We start from the raw sequence: 18,120 nt of genomic DNA on the forward strand, positions 1-18,120 counted from the left end.
TTTTTAGAATGGTTTTACAGAAAGGATTTTTTTTATGGAAAATGTTGCAAAGAACGATCAGCCTACACATAAAGTATTGTGGCAGCTGACTAGACCACACACGTTAACTGCTTCTTTTGTTCCTGTATTTATCGGAACAGTTTTAGCATTACAATATGAACAGATTCATCCAGGTTTATTTTTGGCGATGCTGTTTGCTTGTTTGTTTATTCAAATAGCTACGAATTTGTTCAATGAATATTATGATTTCATTCGCGGATTGGATACTGCCGATTCTGTTGGGATTGGCGGTGCTATTGTCAGACACGGGATGAAGCCGAAAACAGTTATGAACTTGGCAGTCGGCCTTTATGCTGTTTCGCTCCTTTTAGGTGTTTATATTTGTATGAGCACAAGCTGGTGGATTGCTCTTGTCGGCCTGCTTGGTATGGCAATTGGTTACCTATATACAGGAGGACCGCTTCCTATTGCCTACACTCCATTTGGTGAATTGTTTTCTGGCATTTGCATGGGAACGATTTTCATCCTTATTTCTTTCTATATTCAAACAGGTTTTGTTAATGAACAAAGCATTTTGATTTCTGTGCCAATCGCGATTTTAATCGGCTGCATTAACCTGTCTAACAATATAAGAGATATTGAAGAGGATACTCTCGGGGGCAGAAAAACAATTGCGATTTTAATGGGATTTGAAAGAGCTGTCCAGCTCCTTGCTGCATTATTTGCCATATCGTATATTTGGGTTATCGGAATTATCCTATTTGGTGTAAGCAGTCCATGGCTCTTAATTGTATTCTTAAGTATTGCTAAACCAATCCAAGCAATCAAAGGCTTTAAAGGCAGCCGCAGTGAAACACCACTTGCGATGAAATCAACAGCCCAAACAAATACATTCTTCGGATTGTTCCTAGGAATTGGTTTGCTGCTTGAATTTATCTTTTCAAACCTATAAAAAAAAGCGCACCTAATTGGTGCGCTTCTTTTCATTTAGGAAGCCTTCTGCTTGTTTTCCTCATAAATGTCAATTCCAGCTTCATTCAGCATCCATTCAATATGAACACCATATCCACTAGTCGGGTCATTAACAAAAACATGGGTAACTGCTCCGATAAGCTTACCGTCCTGAATGATAGGGCTGCCGCTCATTCCTTGCACAATTCCTCCTGTTTTCTTCAGAAGCTCCTTGTCTGTTACCTTGATAACCATCCCTTTTGTTGCTGGGAATTTCTGCGGCACAGAGCTGACCACTTCTATATCAAACAATTTCACTTCGTCATTATCAACAACAGTAAGAATTTGAGCCGGTCCTTCTTTCACTTGGTCGGATAAGGTAATCGGCATTGCTTTATCCATCACTCCATTGGAGATACCTCTATTTAGTTCACCAAAAATTCCGAATGGGCTGTTTGTTGTAATATTACCAATTACTTCTTTATCGGAAGAAAATCTCGCCAGCTTTTCACCTGGATTGCCATTTTCCCCTTTTTCTATGCTTGTAACAGTCGATCGCAAAATTTCTCCGTCATCGACAACTATTGGCTTTTTCGTATCCATATCAGAAATGACATGGCCTAAAGCTCCATATTTTTTTGATTGCGGATGATAGAACGTCATCGTTCCAATTCCAGCTGCTGAATCTCTAATATATAACCCCAATTTATATGTGCTTGATCCTTTTTCTTTTAAAGGAACCAATTTTGTTTTGATTTTTTCTTTTTCTCTCATTATTGTTAAGTTAAGCGGATCTCCAGTTTCGCCTGCACTTTGGACAAATGGTGCTACATCCGCCATTTTTTCGATTTGTTTGCCATTGATTTCTGTAATCATATCTCCAACTTTTATGCCAGCCTTTTCACCAGGGGAAGCTTTGCCATTTTCCGTGTTCACCTGATGATGGCCGACGATTAATACGCCAACTGTATTTAATTTTACCCCGATGGATTGTCCGCCTGGGATAACTTTAAAGTCTTTTAAAACATTCACATCAACTTTTTTTATCGGAAAGCCTGCCAGCTCTAAAACCATTTCGTTTTTACCATTCTCTTCACCATGCAGCGAATACTTCCCTTCATCTTGACTTAAGGCAACGACTGAATTGTCCTCTGTCATCATGCTTGATGCAGGTATCGATGAACTGTTTATCACTGTATTTTGGCCTTCAAAGATAGTGACGCTTTTTGGGATATGAAGATATTGTTGAAAGGGTTTATTGAAACTTAAAGATATTAATGAAACAAGGAGAATTCCACCAATTATTTTTCTAAGGAAATCCATTTTCAAATCATTCACTCTCCTCGCTTCTTGTCACCAAACTTGTGGCTTATATATAAGTTTGCCTGCATGGCGGTCATTTATTACTGTAAAAACTATAAAAAACCTGCACACTTTGGTTAGTAATAGTAATTTTGTAAAACTTGAATAGCTAAAAGCATACTCAAAAGTTCCTTAGTAAAAATAGAAAACCCCTGTTAAACAGAGGTTTTCCTTGTTCTATCCATTATTCTTGACCTTTTGGGCTAATTTTAACAGCTCTTTTGCATGTTTTTTTGTCAAATCGGTAATTTCTGTTCCGGATATCATTCGGGCAATTTCTTTTACTTTATCTTGTTTTGCCAATGGAGTGACAGTCGTCGAAGTTCTTCCATCATGAATGGCTTTAGCAATATAAAGATGGGTATCTGCCATGGCGGCCACTTGCGGCATATGGGATATGCAAAGCACCTGTGAACCTGCTGCAACTTTGGATATCTTTTCAGCAATCGCTTGTGCAACTCTACCGCTGACACCTGTATCCACTTCGTCAAAGATAATCGACGTCACGCCTTGATGCTTAGAAAAAATACTCTTTAATGCAAGCATCATTCTCGACAATTCACCGCCTGAAACAATTTTAGACAATGGCTTAAGCGGCTCGCCCGGATTTGTTGAAATATAAAACTCCACATCATCCATACCAGATTTAGTTACATTATCATCATCCGCATTAATTCTGACTTCAAACACTGTCTTTTCCATATACAGCTGTTTCAGTTCTTGATGAATGTCTTCTGTCAATCGGAGTGCAGCTTTTTTGCGAAGAGAACTAAGCTCATTTGCTTCTACTAACAAATCCTTTTTGATGCTTAATAATTCTTTTTCAAGCATATCAATATGTGTTTCTTTATTTTGGAGTGTTTCGAGCTCCTCTTCAATTTTAGCGGCATATTCCAATATTTCGTCAACGGATTTTCCATATTTACGTTTTAGTGAATTTATCTCATTCAGTCTGGATTCTATACTATTGAGCCGTTCAGGGTCATATTCAAGATAATCAAGACTGTTTCGAAGCCTGCTTGCAACATCCTCCAGTATGTAAAAGCTGTTAGATACAGAATCTGCAATCTCTTTATACTCTGGATCAAGGCTTGCTGCTTCTTCCATATGCCCCATCACTTCACCAAGCCAGTCTAACCCCTTTTGTTCTCCCTTTAAGGCAGTATAGCTTGTTTGAATGCTTTCGAAGATTCTCTCAAAATTGCCGAGCTTTTTTCTTTCCTCCAGCAATTCTTCATCTTCATTCTTTTGCAGATTGGCATTAATAATTTCCTGATGCTGAAAGGTTAATAAATCCAAACGATGAGCCATCTGCTGTTCATTTTCAGTCAAGTTCATAAGCTTTTTTTGTGTTTGAGTATACGAACGGTATAATGCTTCATATTCCTTTAGCACAGGGGCGAGTTCTGTATGAGCATACGTATCCAGAAGCATGAGATGTTTTGTTTCATCCATCAATTCCTGATGCTCATGCTGGCCATGGATATCGATAAGGCTTGAGCCGATTTCCCTCAATGTGGATATCGTTATAAGCTTTCCGTTTATTCGGCAAACACTTTTGCCTGAAACGGAGATATCTCTTCTCAAGATAATGGTTCCTTCCTCGATATCTATTCCGAACTCTTCCATTTTCTGAAAGCAAGGATGGCCATTTTCAATATAAAAAAGCCCTTCTATTTCTGCCTTTTCTTCCCCATGGCGAACAAATTCAGCAGAACCCCTGCCGCCTACAAGCAAATTTATCGCATCAATAATAATGGATTTCCCAGCACCTGTTTCCCCTGTTAGAACGGTCAATCCTTTTTGAAAGGAGACGGATAAGGATTCTATTATGGCAAAATTTTTAATTGATAATTCATTAAGCAAAATATATCACCTCTTTTACAACATATCAAGAAAGCGGTCTGTAATCGTTTGTCCGTCTTCTGCAGTACGGCAAATAATAAGACATGTATCATCTCCACAAATGGTCCCTAAAATCTCATCCCAATCAAGGTTATCGATCAGCGCACCGATTGCTTGTGCATTGCCAGGAAGTGATTTCAATACGAGCAAATTTCCTGCAGAATCAATTTTTACGAATGCATCCATTAGCGTTCTTTTTAGTTTCTGCAGCGGATTAAAGCGCTGGTCTGCCGGCAAGCTGTATTTGTAGCGGCCGTCCTGCAACGGCACCTTTACAAGATGAAGCTCCTTAATATCTCTTGAAACAGTTGCTTGTGTCACATTATAACCAGCATTCTTCAGCTCATCTACAAGATCATCCTGTGTTTCTATTTCATTATTAGCAATAATATCTCTTATTTTTATATGCCTTTGGCCTTTATTCATATCTATCATTCCTTTATGGACAATTTGTCCACTTTTTTTAGAGTTGTGATTTAAAAAGTTTTTAGTTAAGTACATTTTTTTGTCTGCATTATGCAGACTTTAAAGTCTATACTCCTATATTTCGCCATCGTTTGACAAAAACCTTCTTAATCCTTGTATTCTCATTGTATCTTTATTCTATAATTTGTATGTATTCTTTTGCAATCCAAAAAGGAATAAGTGTGAACTTATTCCTTTCAGAAGAGTCCCTATTAACTTACTGCTTTGCTTTTTTCAGTTCCTCATGTGCAGAATCTACGACTTCTTTTATGTGGATTTGTGCATCTGTTCCGTCTTGATTTTCAGACCAATATAAATGGAGAAGGAATTCAATGTTCCCATCTCCGCCTGTTATCGGTGAAAAGGACAGGTTTTTGATTTGATAGCCTTCCTTCTTCGAAAACTCAATAATCGTTTCGAGTACATCCATATGAACCTTTTTATCGCGGACAATTCCCTTTTTGCCGACTTGCTCTCTGCCTGCCTCAAACTGCGGCTTAACTAATGCAATAATATCACTGCCAGAAACCAGCAAGGTTTTCAACACAGGAAGAATCAGCTTTAAAGAAATGAAAGAAACATCGATGGATGCAAAATTCGGCATTTCTCCTTCTAAATCTGCAGGAGTAACATAACGGAAGTTAGTGCGCTCCATTACAACTACTCTTTCATCTTGTCTAAGCTTCCAGGCAAGCTGGTTATAGCCCACATCAAGTGCATAGGACATTTTCGCACCATTTTGTAAGGCGCAATCTGTAAAACCACCTGTTGACGCGCCTATATCGAGCAAAACTTTGTCTTGAGCTGTTAAATCAAAGACTTCCAGTGCTTTTTCCAGCTTCAAGCCGCCGCGACTCACATATTTCAGCGTTTTTCCTTTGACAGTAAGCTTGGATTCTGCCGGGATTTTTTCGCCCGGCTTATCCAGTCTCTCCTCATCACAATACACAATTCCTGCCATGATGGCTCTCTTTGCTTTTTCTCTCGTTTCAAATAATCCTTGCTCGACTAATAAAACATCAATGCGTTCTTTCTTCATCTATTATCTAAGCCCTTTTTTGTTTTTTTCTCGCAATCGAGTTAATTCTTTTAACCGCTTCTTCTGTTGTTAAGTGAATTTCTGCCAACAAGGAATCAACATCTCCATGCTCTATAAATTGATCAGGAATTCCCATTCTGTCAATAACAGTAGACCCAAAGCCAGCTCCTTGTGCATATTCAAGAACATAGCTGCCAAAACCGCCTTGCAATACTGCTTCTTCTATTGTTAATATTGGCATTTGGAGTTTGAACAATTCATTTAGCATCTGCTCATCCAATGGCTTGATAAATCTTGCATTAATGACTTTAACAGATGTTCCTTGCTTTTCAAGAATTTCAGCAGCTTTCATCGCCATTCCGATTGTTGTACCGAATGTCAAAATAGCTGCATCTGTGCCTTCTCTCAGCACTTCCCAAGTTCCAATTGGAATTGACTGTAATGTTTCGTCCATCGGAACACCAAGCCCGTTACCTCGAGGGAATCTCATTGCAATCGGTCCATCATTGTAGCTAAGCGCTGTATGAACCATATGCTGACCTTCGTTCTCGTCTTTCGGCATCATTATTACTAAATTCGGCATATGGCGAAGGAAGGAAATGTCATACACACCTTGATGTGTCTCTCCGTCTGCACCTACAAGTCCTGAGCGGTCAATACCAATAAAGACGTTCAGATTTTGTCTGCATACATCGTGAAGCATCTGGTCATATGCTCTTTGCAGAAAAGTAGAATAAATCGCCAAAAACGGCTTCATGTTTTGGGTTGCAAGCCCTGCTGCAAGTGTAACTGCATGCTGTTCTGCAATTCCCACATCCAGCATTCTGTCCGGAAACTCTTGCGCAAAGGCTTCAAGTTTAGACCCAACAGGCATGGCAGGCGTAATGGCGACAATTCTTTCATCCTGTCTAGCAAGCTTAAGCACCGTATCACTGACAAGTTTGCTCCATGCTGGGGCAGTATTGGCAGGCTTCACTAGAGCACCTGTCTCAATTTTATATGGACCTGTTCCATGCCAAGTGCCGACCTTATCCTTCTCAGCAGGTGAAAAGCCTTTGCCTTTTTTCGTCAATACATGCAAAAGGACCGGGCCTTCCGTTTTCTTTGCATAATTCAAATGTTCCATTAAATCTTCATAGTTATGGCCGTCGACCGGACCTAGGTATGTGAAGCCAAGCTCTTCAAAGAACACACCAGAAACAAGCAGATATTTTAGACTGTCTTTAATTCTTTCTGCTGTCGCTGCCAGCTTCCCGCCAACTGCGGGGATTTTTTTCATGAGCATTTCCAGTTCATCTTTCGCCCATTGATATTTACCGGCTGTCCGCAGTCTTCCAAGCACATGATGCAATGCTCCAACATTTGGTGCAATGCTCATTTCATTGTCGTTAAGAATCACAATCATATTAGTTTTCTCATCGCCAATATGGTTTAAAGCTTCTAACGCCATTCCGCCTGTTAAAGCACCATCACCAATGATTGGCACAACATAAGAGTCTTCCTTCTTCAAATCACGAGCAACTGCCATACCCATTGCCGCTGATAAAGAGGTAGAGCTGTGACCAGTTTCCCAAACATCATGCTCGCTTTCATTCATTTTTGGAAATCCTGATAACCCTTTATATTGTCTGAGCGTATCAAATTCCTTAGCTCTGCCTGTCAAGATTTTATGCACATATGCTTGATGTCCTACATCCCAAATAAACTTGTCTTTCGGGCTATCAAAACATTTATGCAATGCGATTGTCAACTCGACTACACCTAAATTCGGACCGAGATGTCCGCCCTTATCCGACAGTTTATTTATTAAAAAATGACGAACCTCTTCACTCAACTTCTCAAGTTCTTCGATCGATAGGTCTTTGAGAAAGGCTGGATTCTTTATTGACGATAAATCCATCGTTAACAACTCTCTTTCCTTCAATTTAAACCTTATATAAAAAACCGTGTTTATTTCCTTTTTTATAAATAAAATTAAAATTATGTATGCTTTATTATCATCTAACCTTTATTATTAGCTATACATATTAAATATGTATTATACCATTCAAACATCCTTAATAGGAAGTAATTCTATATAGTTCTTACTAAGTGGTAAATATATATTAAAAAAGAAAACTTAAATCCGAACACCTTTTTCACATAAAAAGTACCATTCATGTTTATTTTAACATAAAGCTCCTAAAAATAACCGCTAACACAAAGTGATAACGGTCGTATTTACGTATATTCTTTACGTAGCAGGGTTAACTTGTCCTTAAAAAAAGAAGTGTCTTTTCCCAAATATACCCTAATTCAATTATTAGTTAAACATGTTTTTAGCTGTTACGATTACCGACTAAATCTGTCATTTCCTCCAACAGTTTAGTTTCCAGCGATAAACCGGCGAGCTTTTCCTTAGCGGCAGCAATATGATAAGCGAGCTCTTTTTTTGCCCCGTCCATTGTCAGGAGAGCGGGATATGTACTCTTATGATTATCTTCATCACTTCCAAGAGGCTTGCCGATCAGTTCTTCATCGCCCTCTACATCTAAAATATCATCTCTGATTTGGAAGGCTAGACCTAAGTGATAAGCAAAAGCTGTTAAAAGCTCAATCTGCTCGCTTTTTGCGTCTGCAAGATGAGCGCCGACTAAGACACTTGCCTCGAGCATTTTGCCTGTTTTATGGACATGGATATATTCAAGATCTTGTTTAGAAAGCTGTTTTCCTTCCCCTTCAATATCGCCGACTTGACCGCCGACCATACCTTCAGCACCTGCAGCCTTCGCAATAATTTCCAGCACTTTAATTTTTTTATCTGCGTCAGTGTCTTTCATGCTTGTTACAAGCTGAAAGCTGTATGTAAGCAAGGCGTCTCCTGCAAGAATGGCAATAGCTTCACCATAGACTTTATGGTTAGTAGGAATACCTCTTCGCAAATCATCATCATCCATGCTTGGCAGATCATCATGAATCAATGAATATGTATGTATCATTTCAATTGCCGCAGCGGGTATAAGTCCAGATTCGGGATCTTTCCCAAAAGCCGCCATTGTGGCGAAAGTGAGCAACGGGCGGATGCGCTTGCCGCCGGCAGAAAGAGAATAGTGCATGGAATCTAGAATAACTTCCGGGGCTGCCAGTTGTGAAACGCTGTCTTTTAATTGCTGTTCAACTAGTTTTTTATATTTTTCTGTAAAAGCTGCTAAAGAAAGTCCGGACAAGCGCTTATTCCTCCTCGCCTATGGAAAATGCTTCTTTTTGTCCATTATCGAGGACAACTTCTGCAAGCTGTTCTTCCACATTTTTTAGTTTATCATGACAAAACTTCGATAGTTCCATCCCTCTTTTGTAAGTATTGATTGCTTCCTCAAGAGGCACATCGCCTTCCTCAAGCTTTTCCACAATCTTTTCTAGCTCTTCCATCGCTTCTTCAAAGGATAAGCCGGTTATTTTAGACATATTTATTCACTCCTTAATAGATGTCACTTGAGCTTTTACTGTTCCATCCGAAAGCCGCAGTTCTATTTTTTCATTTTCGGTTACTTGTTTTATGCTGGAAATTAATTTCCCTTCAGTTGAATAAGCAAGATTATAGCCTCTTTCCATGATTTTCAATGGACTCAATGCATCCATTTTGCCAATGATGGAATGAAACATCTGTGCTTTGTTCTGGTATATTAAACTCATATTTCGAACAAGGTTTTTTTCTAGGCTGATTCGGTCCTTTTCTGCAAGACTCAGCAGCTCTTGTGGATGACGTCTGAGAAGGCGGCGTGCCAGAACTTCCTGCTTCTCTTCATTTGATGCAAGCAGCTTTTTAATATTGCGCTGCAATAATTCATTTTGCCTATCCAATTGTTCCATCTTTTGGTCAAGGAGTAGCTTTGGATAACGAAAGGCATATGATTTTTCCATCTTTCCGAGTCTGTGCTTTTCCTTGTCGACCCTTTCTTTCATTCCGCGAATGAGCCTTGCCTTACGGGTCAGCACTCTTTCCATAAGCTCTTCCATATGCGGTGCTGCCATTTCGGCTGCTCCAGTTGGCGTTGGAGCTCTCAAATCTGCAACAAAGTCAGCGATCGTGAAGTCTGTTTCATGCCCTACAGCAGATATAATCGGAACTTTCGATGCAAATATAGCATTAGCAACAGCTTCTTCATTAAATGCCCAAAGCTCCTCAATCGAACCGCCGCCTCTTCCGACAATCAATACATCAATGGATGGGCCCGTTAGATTGTTAGCTTTTTCAATTGCTTTTACAATAGAAGGTGCTGCTGCCTCTCCTTGAACTAGTGCAGGAAAAATGATGATTTTAGCGATTGGATAACGCCTTTTGATGGTGATGAGTATATCTCTGATGGCTGCACCTGTAGGAGAAGTGATAATCCCGATTGTATCAGGATATTTTGGGATTGCTTGTTTATATGTAGGAGAAAACAGTCCACTTGCCTCCAATTTTTTCTTTAGCTGTTCATATGCCAAATACAAGTCGCCGACACCGTCTGGCCTCATTTCTTGCACATACATTTGGTATTGACCGCTTTGCTCATATACGGTAACAGATGCCTTTACAAGTACCTTCATGCCGTTTTCAGGCTTGAATTTCATGCCTTGTGCGTTTCTTGAAAACATAACGGCAAGAATTCTTGCTTTATCATCCTTTAATGTAAAGTACATATGCCCGCTGCTATGCTGTTTAAAATTGGATATTTCTCCTTTGACATGGACATGTTGCAAATGGGGATCTGCATCAAATTTTCTTTTTATGTATTTTGTTAATGCTTGTATTGTTAAATATCTATTTTCCATTATATAACGCTCCTATACAGGATAAAAGGGAATGGCAGTAGTCCTGCTTTTCCCTTTCGAATGACGAGTAAGCCCTATTTGGCATGCACTCTTTTATTCCCTTTAGTCAAGCCTTACAAACTGTTTTTAATTTTAGAAAGGATGCCATTAACAAACTTGCTTGATTTATCATCACCATATGCTTTTGCAATTTCTACCGCTTCATCAATTACTACATTTTGCGGCACTTCCTCTGTATTGTAAACAAGTTCATAAACAGCTATGCGAAGCAGATTTCTGTCGACATTGGCAATTCTTTCAATCGTCCAGTTTTCCAAGTGCTTCTTAATATGTTCGTCAATAGATAACTGGTTGTCCAGCACACCATTCACCAGTGCAGACAAATAGGCATCCGGCTTTTCTCCGTCTAATGCATGGATGATTGCCTCATTTTTATCTATATCGCTCAGGTCAATTTGAAATAATGCTTGAAGCGCCTTTTCTCTTGCCGTTCTTCTTTTCATTTCCTTTATGCTCCTTTAAACACTTGCATGTAATTTGCATGCTTGTCATGTTTTTCTCTAAAAAATCCTGTCATGGACTCTTATTTTTATACTATTTGATCTCATTCATGCTATTTTTGCAAACATTGCTAAAAAGATAATAGCATATATAGCTTGAAACTGCTATTCACGAATGAATCAGACAAAGAAAAAAGCTGCCATGGATAGCTACTTCTCTACACATAGTTTGGAACGCTAAATGTATAGAAAGTTAAGCATATCCTAATAGCAGCTTATTTTTTTACATCTCTTGCTGTGTTTCTGTATCTTGCTTAGCATTCTCAAACTGAACGCCAACCACATGTATATTTATTTCTTCAGCCACTAACGCCGTCATATTGATCAGTGTTTGGCGAATATTATCTTGTATTTGCTGTGCCACTTGCGGGATGGAAACGCCAAAATTCATGACACAATAAACATCCACCTTGATACCTTCATCTGCAAGTTCTACCTTAACTCCTTTGTTGTGCAGCTTTTTCCCAAGCTTTTCTACAACACCAGAGGCAAAGTTTCCTCTCATTTGGGCTACGCCCTCCACTTCAGATGCGGCAATTCCAGCGATTACTTCTATGACTTCAGGGGCAATTTCAACTTTTCCTAAGCCGTTAAATTCCTGGTTCATATCTAAAATAGTTGATTCGCTCATATTGGTTCCTCCCTTTAATCTTCAGATTTCATCAAATCATACATCTCTAAAAATTTTGTGTTGAAGTTTCCTTCCACAAATTTTTCATGATTAAGGAGTTTCAAGTGAAATGGGATTGTCGTATGAACACCCTCAATGACGAATTCACTAAGAGCACGCTTCATACGTGATATTGCTTCTTCTCTTGTTGCGCCATATGTAATAACTTTAGCAATCATGCTGTCATAATACGGCGGGATCGTATAACCAGGATACGCTGCTGAATCAACACGAACACCTAAACCGCCCGGCGGAAGGTACATATTGATTTTCCCGGCAGAAGGCATAAAGTTCTTAGCTGGATTTTCAGCATTGATGCGGCATTCGATTGCCCATCCGTTAAATTCTACATCCTTTTGCGTAATAGCCAATGGTTTTCCAGATGCTACTAGTATTTGCTCTTTTATCAAATCAATACCTGTGACCATTTCTGTAACCGGATGTTCCACTTGAATACGTGTATTCATTTCCATGAAATAGAATTGTTCGTTTTGATAATCATAAATGAACTCAACTGTACCTGCACCAGAATATTGTACTGCCTCTGCCGCTTTAACTGCTGCAGCTCCCATTTTATTGCGAATTTCTTCTGTCAAAACAGGAGAAGGCGTCTCTTCCAGCAACTTTTGCAGTCTTCTTTGGATAGAGCAGTCTCTTTCACCTAAGTGAATAACATGGCCATAGTTATCAGCAAGTACCTGCAGCTCTACATGGCGGAAGTCTTCAATAAACTTCTCCAAGTATACACCAGCATTACCGAAAGCTGTCAAAGCTTCCTGCTGAGTAATGTTGATTCCACTAATCAGCTCTTCTTTTGTTCTGGCAACACGGATACCTTTACCACCGCCGCCTGCAGTTGCTTTAATAATAACAGGATAGCCGATTTTCTCTGCTAAGCTGATACCATCTTCTAAATCTTTAATGATACCTTGTGAGCCTGGTACAATCGGCACACCAGCTTCACGCATTGTTTCTCTGGCAATGTCTTTTGTTCCCATCTTATTGATCGCCTCTGGACTTGGTCCAACGAAGGTGATATTGCAGTCACGGCAAAGCTCCGCAAAGTCAGCATTTTCTGCCAAAAATCCGTAGCCTGGATGGATGGCATCACTGCCAGTCAGCATTGCTGCACTGATGATGTTTGTAAAGTTTAGATAGCTTTCCTTTGAAGAAGTCGGCCCAATGCAGATAGCTTCGTCTGCAAGCTGGACATGAAGCGCTTCTCTGTCTGCTTCTGAGTAGACTGCTACTGTTTCAATATTCATTTCACGGCACGCTCTAATAATGCGGACCGCAATTTCTCCTCTGTTTGCGATTAACAGTTTCTTAATCATATGTTAAACCCTCTCTTCTTACAGTGCCTTCACTAAGAATAAAGGTTCACCATATTCTACTAGCTCGCCGTCTTTAACAAGAATCTCGACAATTTCCCCTTCAACCTCAGCCGTGATTTCATTGAATAGCTTCATTGCTTCCACAATACATACTACTGTATCTTTTGACACTTTATCTCCAACTGAAACATATGCAGCAGCATCTGGTGTTGCTGATTGATAAAATGTCCCTACCATCGGAGAAGTTACTTTATGTAGGTTCTCTGCTGCTACATCTGCTTGCTTAGCTTCTGGTGCAGCTTGCACAGCTTGAGGCTGAACTGCTTGAACTTGAGGTACTGGTGCTGGTACTGGTGCACTTACAGCTGCTACTGCTTGCACTTCAGGGCGATTTTTTTTGATTTCTACCTTTGCTCCTTCGTTCTCATATACAAAGTCGCTGATGTTTGAATCATTGATTAGGTTGATTAAATCCTTAATTTCTTCTATTTTCAACATGCTATTCTTGCACTCCTTTAATTACATTTCTTTATGACTAGCTACTAATATCATACGATAAGACCTTCTAATAGTTCAACCACTTCTATCATTCAGTATCATTTTTCTTGCAGTTTTTTATTCCTTCTGCTAAATTATCATACCATTTTCTGCTGAAAATAACTATTCACAGCATATTTTCTGTTTTGACATAAAAAGAGCAAAAAGGAAAAGTCGCCTTTTCCTTTTTGCCGGCAATTTCTTATTTTGGATCGAATGTAACTGCTACAAATGCGTTCGGCTGATTTAAGTTTTCTCTTACTAACTGAACAATATCATTTGCAGCTTCTGCAGAAAGCTCTTCTGCTTTTACAGTGACATTAACTTTGCCGTCAACAGTGCGGACAAGTACATCCTCATAATTTTCTGCTTTAATCAGTGTTTCCACCATTTTTTCATTATCGGAAAGTGTTCTTATTTCATCAATTTTGTCTTGAGCTGCACTTTTCTCTTCTGCTGTTTTTGCCTCTGAAATTGTCTCTGTCAGCTGTTCTTCTTCCTTGCTGCGCTGTTCATCAAGTTGCAGGCGCATTTCTTCAAACACTTCATCTGAAGCGACTGTAGATACAGAGCTGCCATCCTCTGCTCCTTTTGTTTCTGCACTTTGCTCAGCATTTTCAGTTCCAGCTGCATTTTCCTTGGCTGTATCTTCTGTTTGCTTACTTTCTGTAGCAGCAAATTCATTTGTCTGTTCTGGTGATGTTGTGTAGTACACAGTCAATACAACCACTAAGCTTAACATTGTCAATAACCATACAGTTTGTTTTTTCAATAACATTTATGAATCCCCCTTAGTTTTGTTTTGCTTGAACAGATACCCGATGGCTTGGGACATCTAAAGCCCTTGTTACAGCCTCGACTATCATGCTTTTTACTTTTATATTTTCAGCTCCTTTTGCGATGACGAGAACACCTCTAATAGTCGGCTTCTTTGTTTCCACCACAATCGGAACTTGTTTATCTCCATTTGGTACAGTAACGAGCGTCTCTTCTGAAGAGTTTTCCTCCACAGTTCGTTTCCCGCCCTGCGGGTCTTCCTCTTCAGTTGTTTGACTTGAAGTTGTCTGATTTTTCTCATATACTTTTTTCTCAGAGCCATCAATGTTCACATAAACAACGGCGTCTTTCACGCCAGCCATTGAATTGACTGCCTCTTTGATCTTTTCTGTATATAGTTTCTCGTAATCAGTAATATCAGATGAACCGCTTGATTTCTGTCCGAAAACTTCTTCAGCCTGCTCGGACGTGTTTTCCGCATTCTGGCTGAATGCAGATACATCGGAGTTGTCGTTTTTAAAGAACATATTGCTTAAAAGCATGATTCCCGCTCCAAACAGGACGACTATTATCAAGTATTGAGCCTTGTTTTGCTTCTTGTTGTTATTGCCAGACATCAGCTTTTTCAAAAAGGTGATCGGGCCTTGCGTCTTGTCCTTTTCGTGGTCATTTTCATTGTCTTTTCCCATATCTGCACTATTCCCCTCCTTTAGCTAGGATGTCAATGCTATCTTGTGGTACATCCCATTTTCCCGATAGAAATGAAACAATATCTGCATTATCTACTTGTTCCTTGTCACTGCTTGCAAGAAGGGGTTGCTGTGTGTCAATAGATACTGGGCTGACTGCTTCCACTGCCCCCTGATTGTTTTCGTCTGCCTCTTTCAAGACGAGGACAAGTTTGTCTAAATTCTCTGGAAAGCTTTGCTCTGTTTGGTCATTCAGCGATAGTTTAATCGAATCGATTTCGACACCGTAATCTGCTATCAACTCCTTGTTGGCATCCTCCTTCAGTTGGACAGCCATTTTTTCTAATGTATATTCATCAAGTGATGCTTGTATTTCTTTTTTTTGCGATTCTATCGAATTTTCTATATTTTTTTCTTCTGGAAGATTGATAGTAGCTGCTTTGAGCACTTGTTCAAAGTCACCGGAAACAAGCTTGAACACAGGTGTTAAGATAACCGTGATCAACAGCAGACCGCAAACGAGCTTCGCATATTTCTGAAATGTTGAATTCGGCAGCAGCATATCGATGACTGTTGCAAGCAGTACAAAAAGAATTATATTGGTGACCCATTCTGTTATATAACTGATATTCACTCACCTACCTTATTTCATCATCATCGTCACATTGCTTGCAGCGATAATGACTGTAAGACTTAAAAAGAACATGAAGGAAACGATCGCCAAGGCAGCAAATACATACAGAACACTTTTGCTGATAATATCTAGACAGTTGATGACAGGACCTCCGCCAAGTGGCTGAAGAAGTGCTGCGGCAAATTTATAAATGATGGAAATCACTAGAATTTTCAATGCAGGAAAAGCAACGATTAACAGCAGAATGGCAACACCTGCAATCCCAACTGTGTTTTTAAGCAAAAGGGATGCGCTAATAACTGTATCTGCTGTGTCTGTGAACATTCTGCCGATGACTGGAATGAAATTGCCTGCCACAAATTTCGCTGTTCGCAATGTAACCCCGTCCGTAACAGCAGTTGATATCCCTTGAACAGATATAACACCTAAGAATATTGTTAGGAATAACCCAAGAATTCCGATAGAGATATTGCGCAACAAATTACCTAGCTGTGTGACTTTATACTGCTCTGACAAACTGCTGACAATATGCAGCAAGGTAGCTAAAAACAGCAAGGGCAGCACAATATAGGAGATCAGCATACCGCTTGTATTCATAAGAAACAGAATTACCGGATGAAAAAACGCCGCTGAAATTACTCCTCCAGATGCTGCCATCAATCCCAGCAGGAGCGGAACCAAAGCAAGGATAAAGCTTGTCATCGTGCCAATCGCCTCATTGGCATATGTTATAGCTACATGAAAGCTGTTCAATGCTAGTATGATAATCACCATAAATACAATCGCATAAGCAACCTTGCTGATGGAGCTCTTTTCAAATGAATTTTGGAGCATTTGCAACAGCATGCTGAAAACAGTTAATAGAATAAGAGAACCAAGGAGCTTGCCATTCACGACAACTTCATGAAAAATAAACTTAACTAATCCAGAGAAAAACATGCTGTAATCAAAATCTTTTTCTCCTTTAAGAAAATCATATAGACTCCCTTTCTGAATCTCTGGCAAATACCCTCCATACTCGGATGTGATACTTTCCCAGAAACCTTTTAATTCGGATAAGTCCAAGCTATCTATTTGAGTTTGAACGACCTCTTCCGCGCTTAATGCTGCATTTTGCTCAGTTGGTTCTTCTTCTGTAGCTTCTTGAGGTGCTGCTTGTACAACTGGATTAAATACAAAAAAGAATGTGAATAGGAATAGTAGCGCAACTTTTAGTTTCGTTTTCATCAGTCCACCTCGAGATTAAAGCGTCTTACTAATTAGGAATCATATTAATAATTGTTTCTACAAGAACAGTTAAAATCGGCACGGCCATGGCGAGAATCAGTATTTTTCCGGCAAGTTCTATCTTAGAGGCAATCGCACCTTGACCAGCATCCTTTGTTATTTGCACGGCAAATTCAGCAATATAGGCGATGCCGATTATTTTTAAAATCGTTTCCACATAAACGGTATTCACCTTTGCGTTCAAGGCAATTCTTTCTACCATTTCAATGATGGATGCGATTTGATCCACAAGAAACAGAAAAATCACACAGCCAACAAATACAACTAACAAAAAGGCGATATTAGGTTTTTGCTCTTTTATAATTAGGGCTAAGAATGTCGAGATTAAGGCTACTCCGACTATTTGAAGTATTTCAATGATCGTATCCCCCTTTATCCCTGGAATAAGAATACCGATTTAATTTTTTGAAATAAGTCATCTACGATGTTGGCAACCATGAATAAAATATAGATAAAGCCAAATAATGTAACCCATTGTGCATACTCTTTCTTACCTACCTGGTCCAGTATCGTGTGCAAAAAGGCGACTACGATGCCGACACCTGCAATCTTGAAGATAATATCCACCTCTAAACCCATGTATGTCTCCTCCTAAACCTACATCAATAAAATGACAATTAATAACCCTGAGAGCACGCCTAAGCTTTTTATCATCTTTTCATATTTCAGTTGAATATCTCTTGCCTCTTGTTCTTCTCTGTCGATATGCGTTAATGTGAGCAGGATTTGTTTTTGCTGTGAGATTCTGTCATGTCTGCCCAGTGTTTCACCGAATTGCTTCATGATTTCCAGTTCAGGCTTTTTCATCGCTGTTCTTTTCCAAATATCATCAAGACAGGTTGTCCAAGCATCCTTTACTGTTGTATCTTCCGTCATCAGCTTTTCGGAAAAGCTCGCAAAGAAATGACTTAAAGGCTGCTGAAGCTGCTCAGATAACCGGCGTGCTGCTTCATGTAACGGTGTATGGCCGTACATAATTTCTGCCTCCAATGACTGCAATGCCGATTTAAGCTGTCTTAGCTGCTTCGGCCGCTCGCTAAATGTCTTGGCTAGTTCCATGCCGCCAAAGCTTGTGGAGGCAAGAATAATAATTGCTCCAACTATTTTCATCATCTA

The 18,120-nt window shown here is 39.5% G+C and carries 20 protein-coding genes; 1 reads left to right on the top strand and 19 read right to left on the bottom strand.

The annotated features are described in order from the left end of the window. Positions 1-34: 34 nt before the first annotated feature. Positions 35-952 carry a 1,4-dihydroxy-2-naphthoate polyprenyltransferase gene (locus ACLIJJ_RS03320; RefSeq protein WP_237941688.1) on the top strand — a complete coding sequence of 306 codons (918 nt, stop codon included), beginning with the start codon at positions 35-37 and terminating at the stop codon, positions 950-952. Positions 953-987: 35 nt separating this feature from the next. Here the strand turns inward: ACLIJJ_RS03320 and spoIVB are convergent, their stop codons facing one another. The 19 genes from spoIVB to spoIIIAB all read right to left on the bottom strand — a co-directional run bounded on the left by spoIVB (position 988) and on the right by spoIIIAB (position 18,117). Continuing rightward, the gene (spoIVB, locus tag ACLIJJ_RS03325; RefSeq protein ID WP_411229318.1) at positions 988-2,274 is read right to left on the bottom strand and encodes a SpoIVB peptidase; all 1,287 of its coding nucleotides are present in this window, start codon (positions 2,272-2,274) and stop codon (positions 988-990) included. A 216-nt stretch (positions 2,275-2,490) separates the two neighbouring features. After that, positions 2,491-4,179, bottom strand: a complete 1,689-nt coding sequence (recN, locus tag ACLIJJ_RS03330) for a DNA repair protein RecN (RefSeq protein WP_233313216.1) — start codon at positions 4,177-4,179, stop codon at positions 2,491-2,493. A 15-nt stretch (positions 4,180-4,194) separates the two neighbouring features. Further along, complete coding sequence (gene ahrC, locus ACLIJJ_RS03335; RefSeq protein ID WP_233313215.1) at positions 4,195-4,644, bottom strand: transcriptional regulator AhrC/ArgR; 450 nt, start codon at positions 4,642-4,644, stop codon at positions 4,195-4,197. A gap of 256 nt (positions 4,645-4,900) precedes the next feature. Continuing rightward, positions 4,901-5,722 carry a TlyA family RNA methyltransferase gene (locus tag ACLIJJ_RS03340; protein WP_233313212.1) on the bottom strand — a complete coding sequence of 274 codons (822 nt, stop codon included), beginning with the start codon at positions 5,720-5,722 and terminating at the stop codon, positions 4,901-4,903. A 7-nt stretch (positions 5,723-5,729) separates the two neighbouring features. Continuing rightward, a complete protein-coding gene (gene dxs, locus ACLIJJ_RS03345; protein ID WP_411410552.1) occupies positions 5,730-7,622 on the bottom strand; it encodes a 1-deoxy-D-xylulose-5-phosphate synthase in 1,893 nt (630 codons plus the stop codon). 418 nt (positions 7,623-8,040) lie between these two features. Continuing rightward, positions 8,041-8,928: a polyprenyl synthetase family protein gene (locus ACLIJJ_RS03350; RefSeq protein ID WP_233313210.1), complete on the bottom strand. Its 888-nt coding sequence runs from the start codon at positions 8,926-8,928 to the stop codon at positions 8,041-8,043. Positions 8,929-8,932: 4 nt separating this feature from the next. Beyond that, positions 8,933-9,166: an exodeoxyribonuclease VII small subunit gene (xseB, locus tag ACLIJJ_RS03355; RefSeq protein ID WP_233313209.1), complete on the bottom strand. Its 234-nt coding sequence runs from the start codon at positions 9,164-9,166 to the stop codon at positions 8,933-8,935. A 6-nt stretch (positions 9,167-9,172) separates the two neighbouring features. Then, a complete protein-coding gene (gene xseA, locus ACLIJJ_RS03360) occupies positions 9,173-10,519 on the bottom strand; it encodes an exodeoxyribonuclease VII large subunit (RefSeq protein WP_285109839.1) in 1,347 nt (448 codons plus the stop codon). A 110-nt stretch (positions 10,520-10,629) separates the two neighbouring features. Continuing rightward, entirely contained in the window at positions 10,630-11,019 is a 390-nt protein-coding gene (gene nusB, locus ACLIJJ_RS03365) for a transcription antitermination factor NusB (protein WP_233313206.1), read from the bottom strand. A gap of 280 nt (positions 11,020-11,299) precedes the next feature. Further along, entirely contained in the window at positions 11,300-11,707 is a 408-nt protein-coding gene (locus tag ACLIJJ_RS03370) for an Asp23/Gls24 family envelope stress response protein (protein WP_233313205.1), read from the bottom strand. 14 nt (positions 11,708-11,721) lie between these two features. Then, on the bottom strand, positions 11,722-13,080 hold the full coding sequence (accC, locus tag ACLIJJ_RS03375; protein ID WP_233313204.1) for an acetyl-CoA carboxylase biotin carboxylase subunit: 1,359 nt from the start codon (positions 13,078-13,080) through the stop codon (positions 11,722-11,724). An 18-nt stretch (positions 13,081-13,098) separates the two neighbouring features. Continuing rightward, the gene (gene accB / locus ACLIJJ_RS03380) at positions 13,099-13,578 is read right to left on the bottom strand and encodes an acetyl-CoA carboxylase biotin carboxyl carrier protein (RefSeq protein WP_411229275.1); all 480 of its coding nucleotides are present in this window, start codon (positions 13,576-13,578) and stop codon (positions 13,099-13,101) included. Positions 13,579-13,819: 241 nt separating this feature from the next. After that, positions 13,820-14,395 (bottom strand): SpoIIIAH-like family protein, encoded by a 576-nt coding sequence (locus ACLIJJ_RS03385; RefSeq protein WP_233313201.1) that lies wholly within the window; start codon positions 14,393-14,395, stop codon positions 13,820-13,822. A gap of 13 nt (positions 14,396-14,408) precedes the next feature. Further along, positions 14,409-15,083, bottom strand: a complete 675-nt coding sequence (gene spoIIIAG, locus ACLIJJ_RS03390; protein WP_233313200.1) for a stage III sporulation protein AG — start codon at positions 15,081-15,083, stop codon at positions 14,409-14,411. Positions 15,084-15,090: 7 nt separating this feature from the next. Next, entirely contained in the window at positions 15,091-15,717 is a 627-nt protein-coding gene (spoIIIAF, locus tag ACLIJJ_RS03395) for a stage III sporulation protein AF (RefSeq protein ID WP_311315886.1), read from the bottom strand. Positions 15,718-15,726: 9 nt separating this feature from the next. Continuing rightward, entirely contained in the window at positions 15,727-16,944 is a 1,218-nt protein-coding gene (spoIIIAE, locus tag ACLIJJ_RS03400) for a stage III sporulation protein AE (protein WP_233313199.1), read from the bottom strand. 28 nt (positions 16,945-16,972) lie between these two features. After that, positions 16,973-17,365: a stage III sporulation protein AD gene (spoIIIAD, locus tag ACLIJJ_RS03405; RefSeq protein ID WP_233314711.1), complete on the bottom strand. Its 393-nt coding sequence runs from the start codon at positions 17,363-17,365 to the stop codon at positions 16,973-16,975. An 11-nt stretch (positions 17,366-17,376) separates the two neighbouring features. Continuing rightward, positions 17,377-17,583 (bottom strand): stage III sporulation protein AC, encoded by a 207-nt coding sequence (gene spoIIIAC / locus ACLIJJ_RS03410; protein ID WP_127737492.1) that lies wholly within the window; start codon positions 17,581-17,583, stop codon positions 17,377-17,379. 18 nt (positions 17,584-17,601) lie between these two features. Continuing rightward, entirely contained in the window at positions 17,602-18,117 is a 516-nt protein-coding gene (gene spoIIIAB, locus ACLIJJ_RS03415) for a stage III sporulation protein SpoIIIAB (RefSeq protein ID WP_233313198.1), read from the bottom strand. Positions 18,118-18,120: the final 3 nt, after the last annotated feature.

The sequence above is a fragment of the Niallia laureatilytica genome, assembly GCF_046613985.1.
In the GTDB taxonomy this organism is placed as follows: domain Bacteria; phylum Bacillota; class Bacilli; order Bacillales; family Cytobacillaceae; genus Niallia.

What these genes read in the sequence shown, in the direction of transcription:
- ACLIJJ_RS03320 (WP_237941688.1), top strand. Translation starts at nt 35, where the DNA reads ATGGAAAATGTTGCAAAGAACGATCAGCCTACACATAAAGTATTGTGG.
- spoIVB (WP_411229318.1), bottom strand. Translation starts at nt 2,274, where the DNA reads ATGGATTTCCTTAGAAAAATAATTGGTGGAATTCTCCTTGTTTCATTA.
- ahrC (WP_233313215.1), bottom strand. Translation starts at nt 4,644, where the DNA reads ATGAATAAAGGCCAAAGGCATATAAAAATAAGAGATATTATTGCTAAT.
- ACLIJJ_RS03340 (WP_233313212.1), bottom strand. Translation starts at nt 5,722, where the DNA reads ATGAAGAAAGAACGCATTGATGTTTTATTAGTCGAGCAAGGATTATTT.
- dxs (WP_411410552.1), bottom strand. Translation starts at nt 7,622, where the DNA reads ATGGATTTATCGTCAATAAAGAATCCAGCCTTTCTCAAAGACCTATCG.
- xseB (WP_233313209.1), bottom strand. Translation starts at nt 9,166, where the DNA reads ATGTCTAAAATAACCGGCTTATCCTTTGAAGAAGCGATGGAAGAGCTA.
- nusB (WP_233313206.1), bottom strand. Translation starts at nt 11,019, where the DNA reads ATGAAAAGAAGAACGGCAAGAGAAAAGGCGCTTCAAGCATTATTTCAA.
- ACLIJJ_RS03370 (WP_233313205.1), bottom strand. Translation starts at nt 11,707, where the DNA reads ATGAGCGAATCAACTATTTTAGATATGAACCAGGAATTTAACGGCTTA.
- accC (WP_233313204.1), bottom strand. Translation starts at nt 13,080, where the DNA reads ATGATTAAGAAACTGTTAATCGCAAACAGAGGAGAAATTGCGGTCCGC.
- accB (WP_411229275.1), bottom strand. Translation starts at nt 13,578, where the DNA reads ATGTTGAAAATAGAAGAAATTAAGGATTTAATCAACCTAATCAATGAT.
- ACLIJJ_RS03385 (WP_233313201.1), bottom strand. Translation starts at nt 14,395, where the DNA reads ATGTTATTGAAAAAACAAACTGTATGGTTATTGACAATGTTAAGCTTA.
- spoIIIAG (WP_233313200.1), bottom strand. Translation starts at nt 15,083, where the DNA reads ATGGGAAAAGACAATGAAAATGACCACGAAAAGGACAAGACGCAAGGC.
- spoIIIAE (WP_233313199.1), bottom strand. Translation starts at nt 16,944, where the DNA reads ATGAAAACGAAACTAAAAGTTGCGCTACTATTCCTATTCACATTCTTT.
- spoIIIAC (WP_127737492.1), bottom strand. Translation starts at nt 17,583, where the DNA reads ATGGGTTTAGAGGTGGATATTATCTTCAAGATTGCAGGTGTCGGCATC.
- spoIIIAB (WP_233313198.1), bottom strand. Translation starts at nt 18,117, where the DNA reads ATGATGAAAATAGTTGGAGCAATTATTATTCTTGCCTCCACAAGCTTT.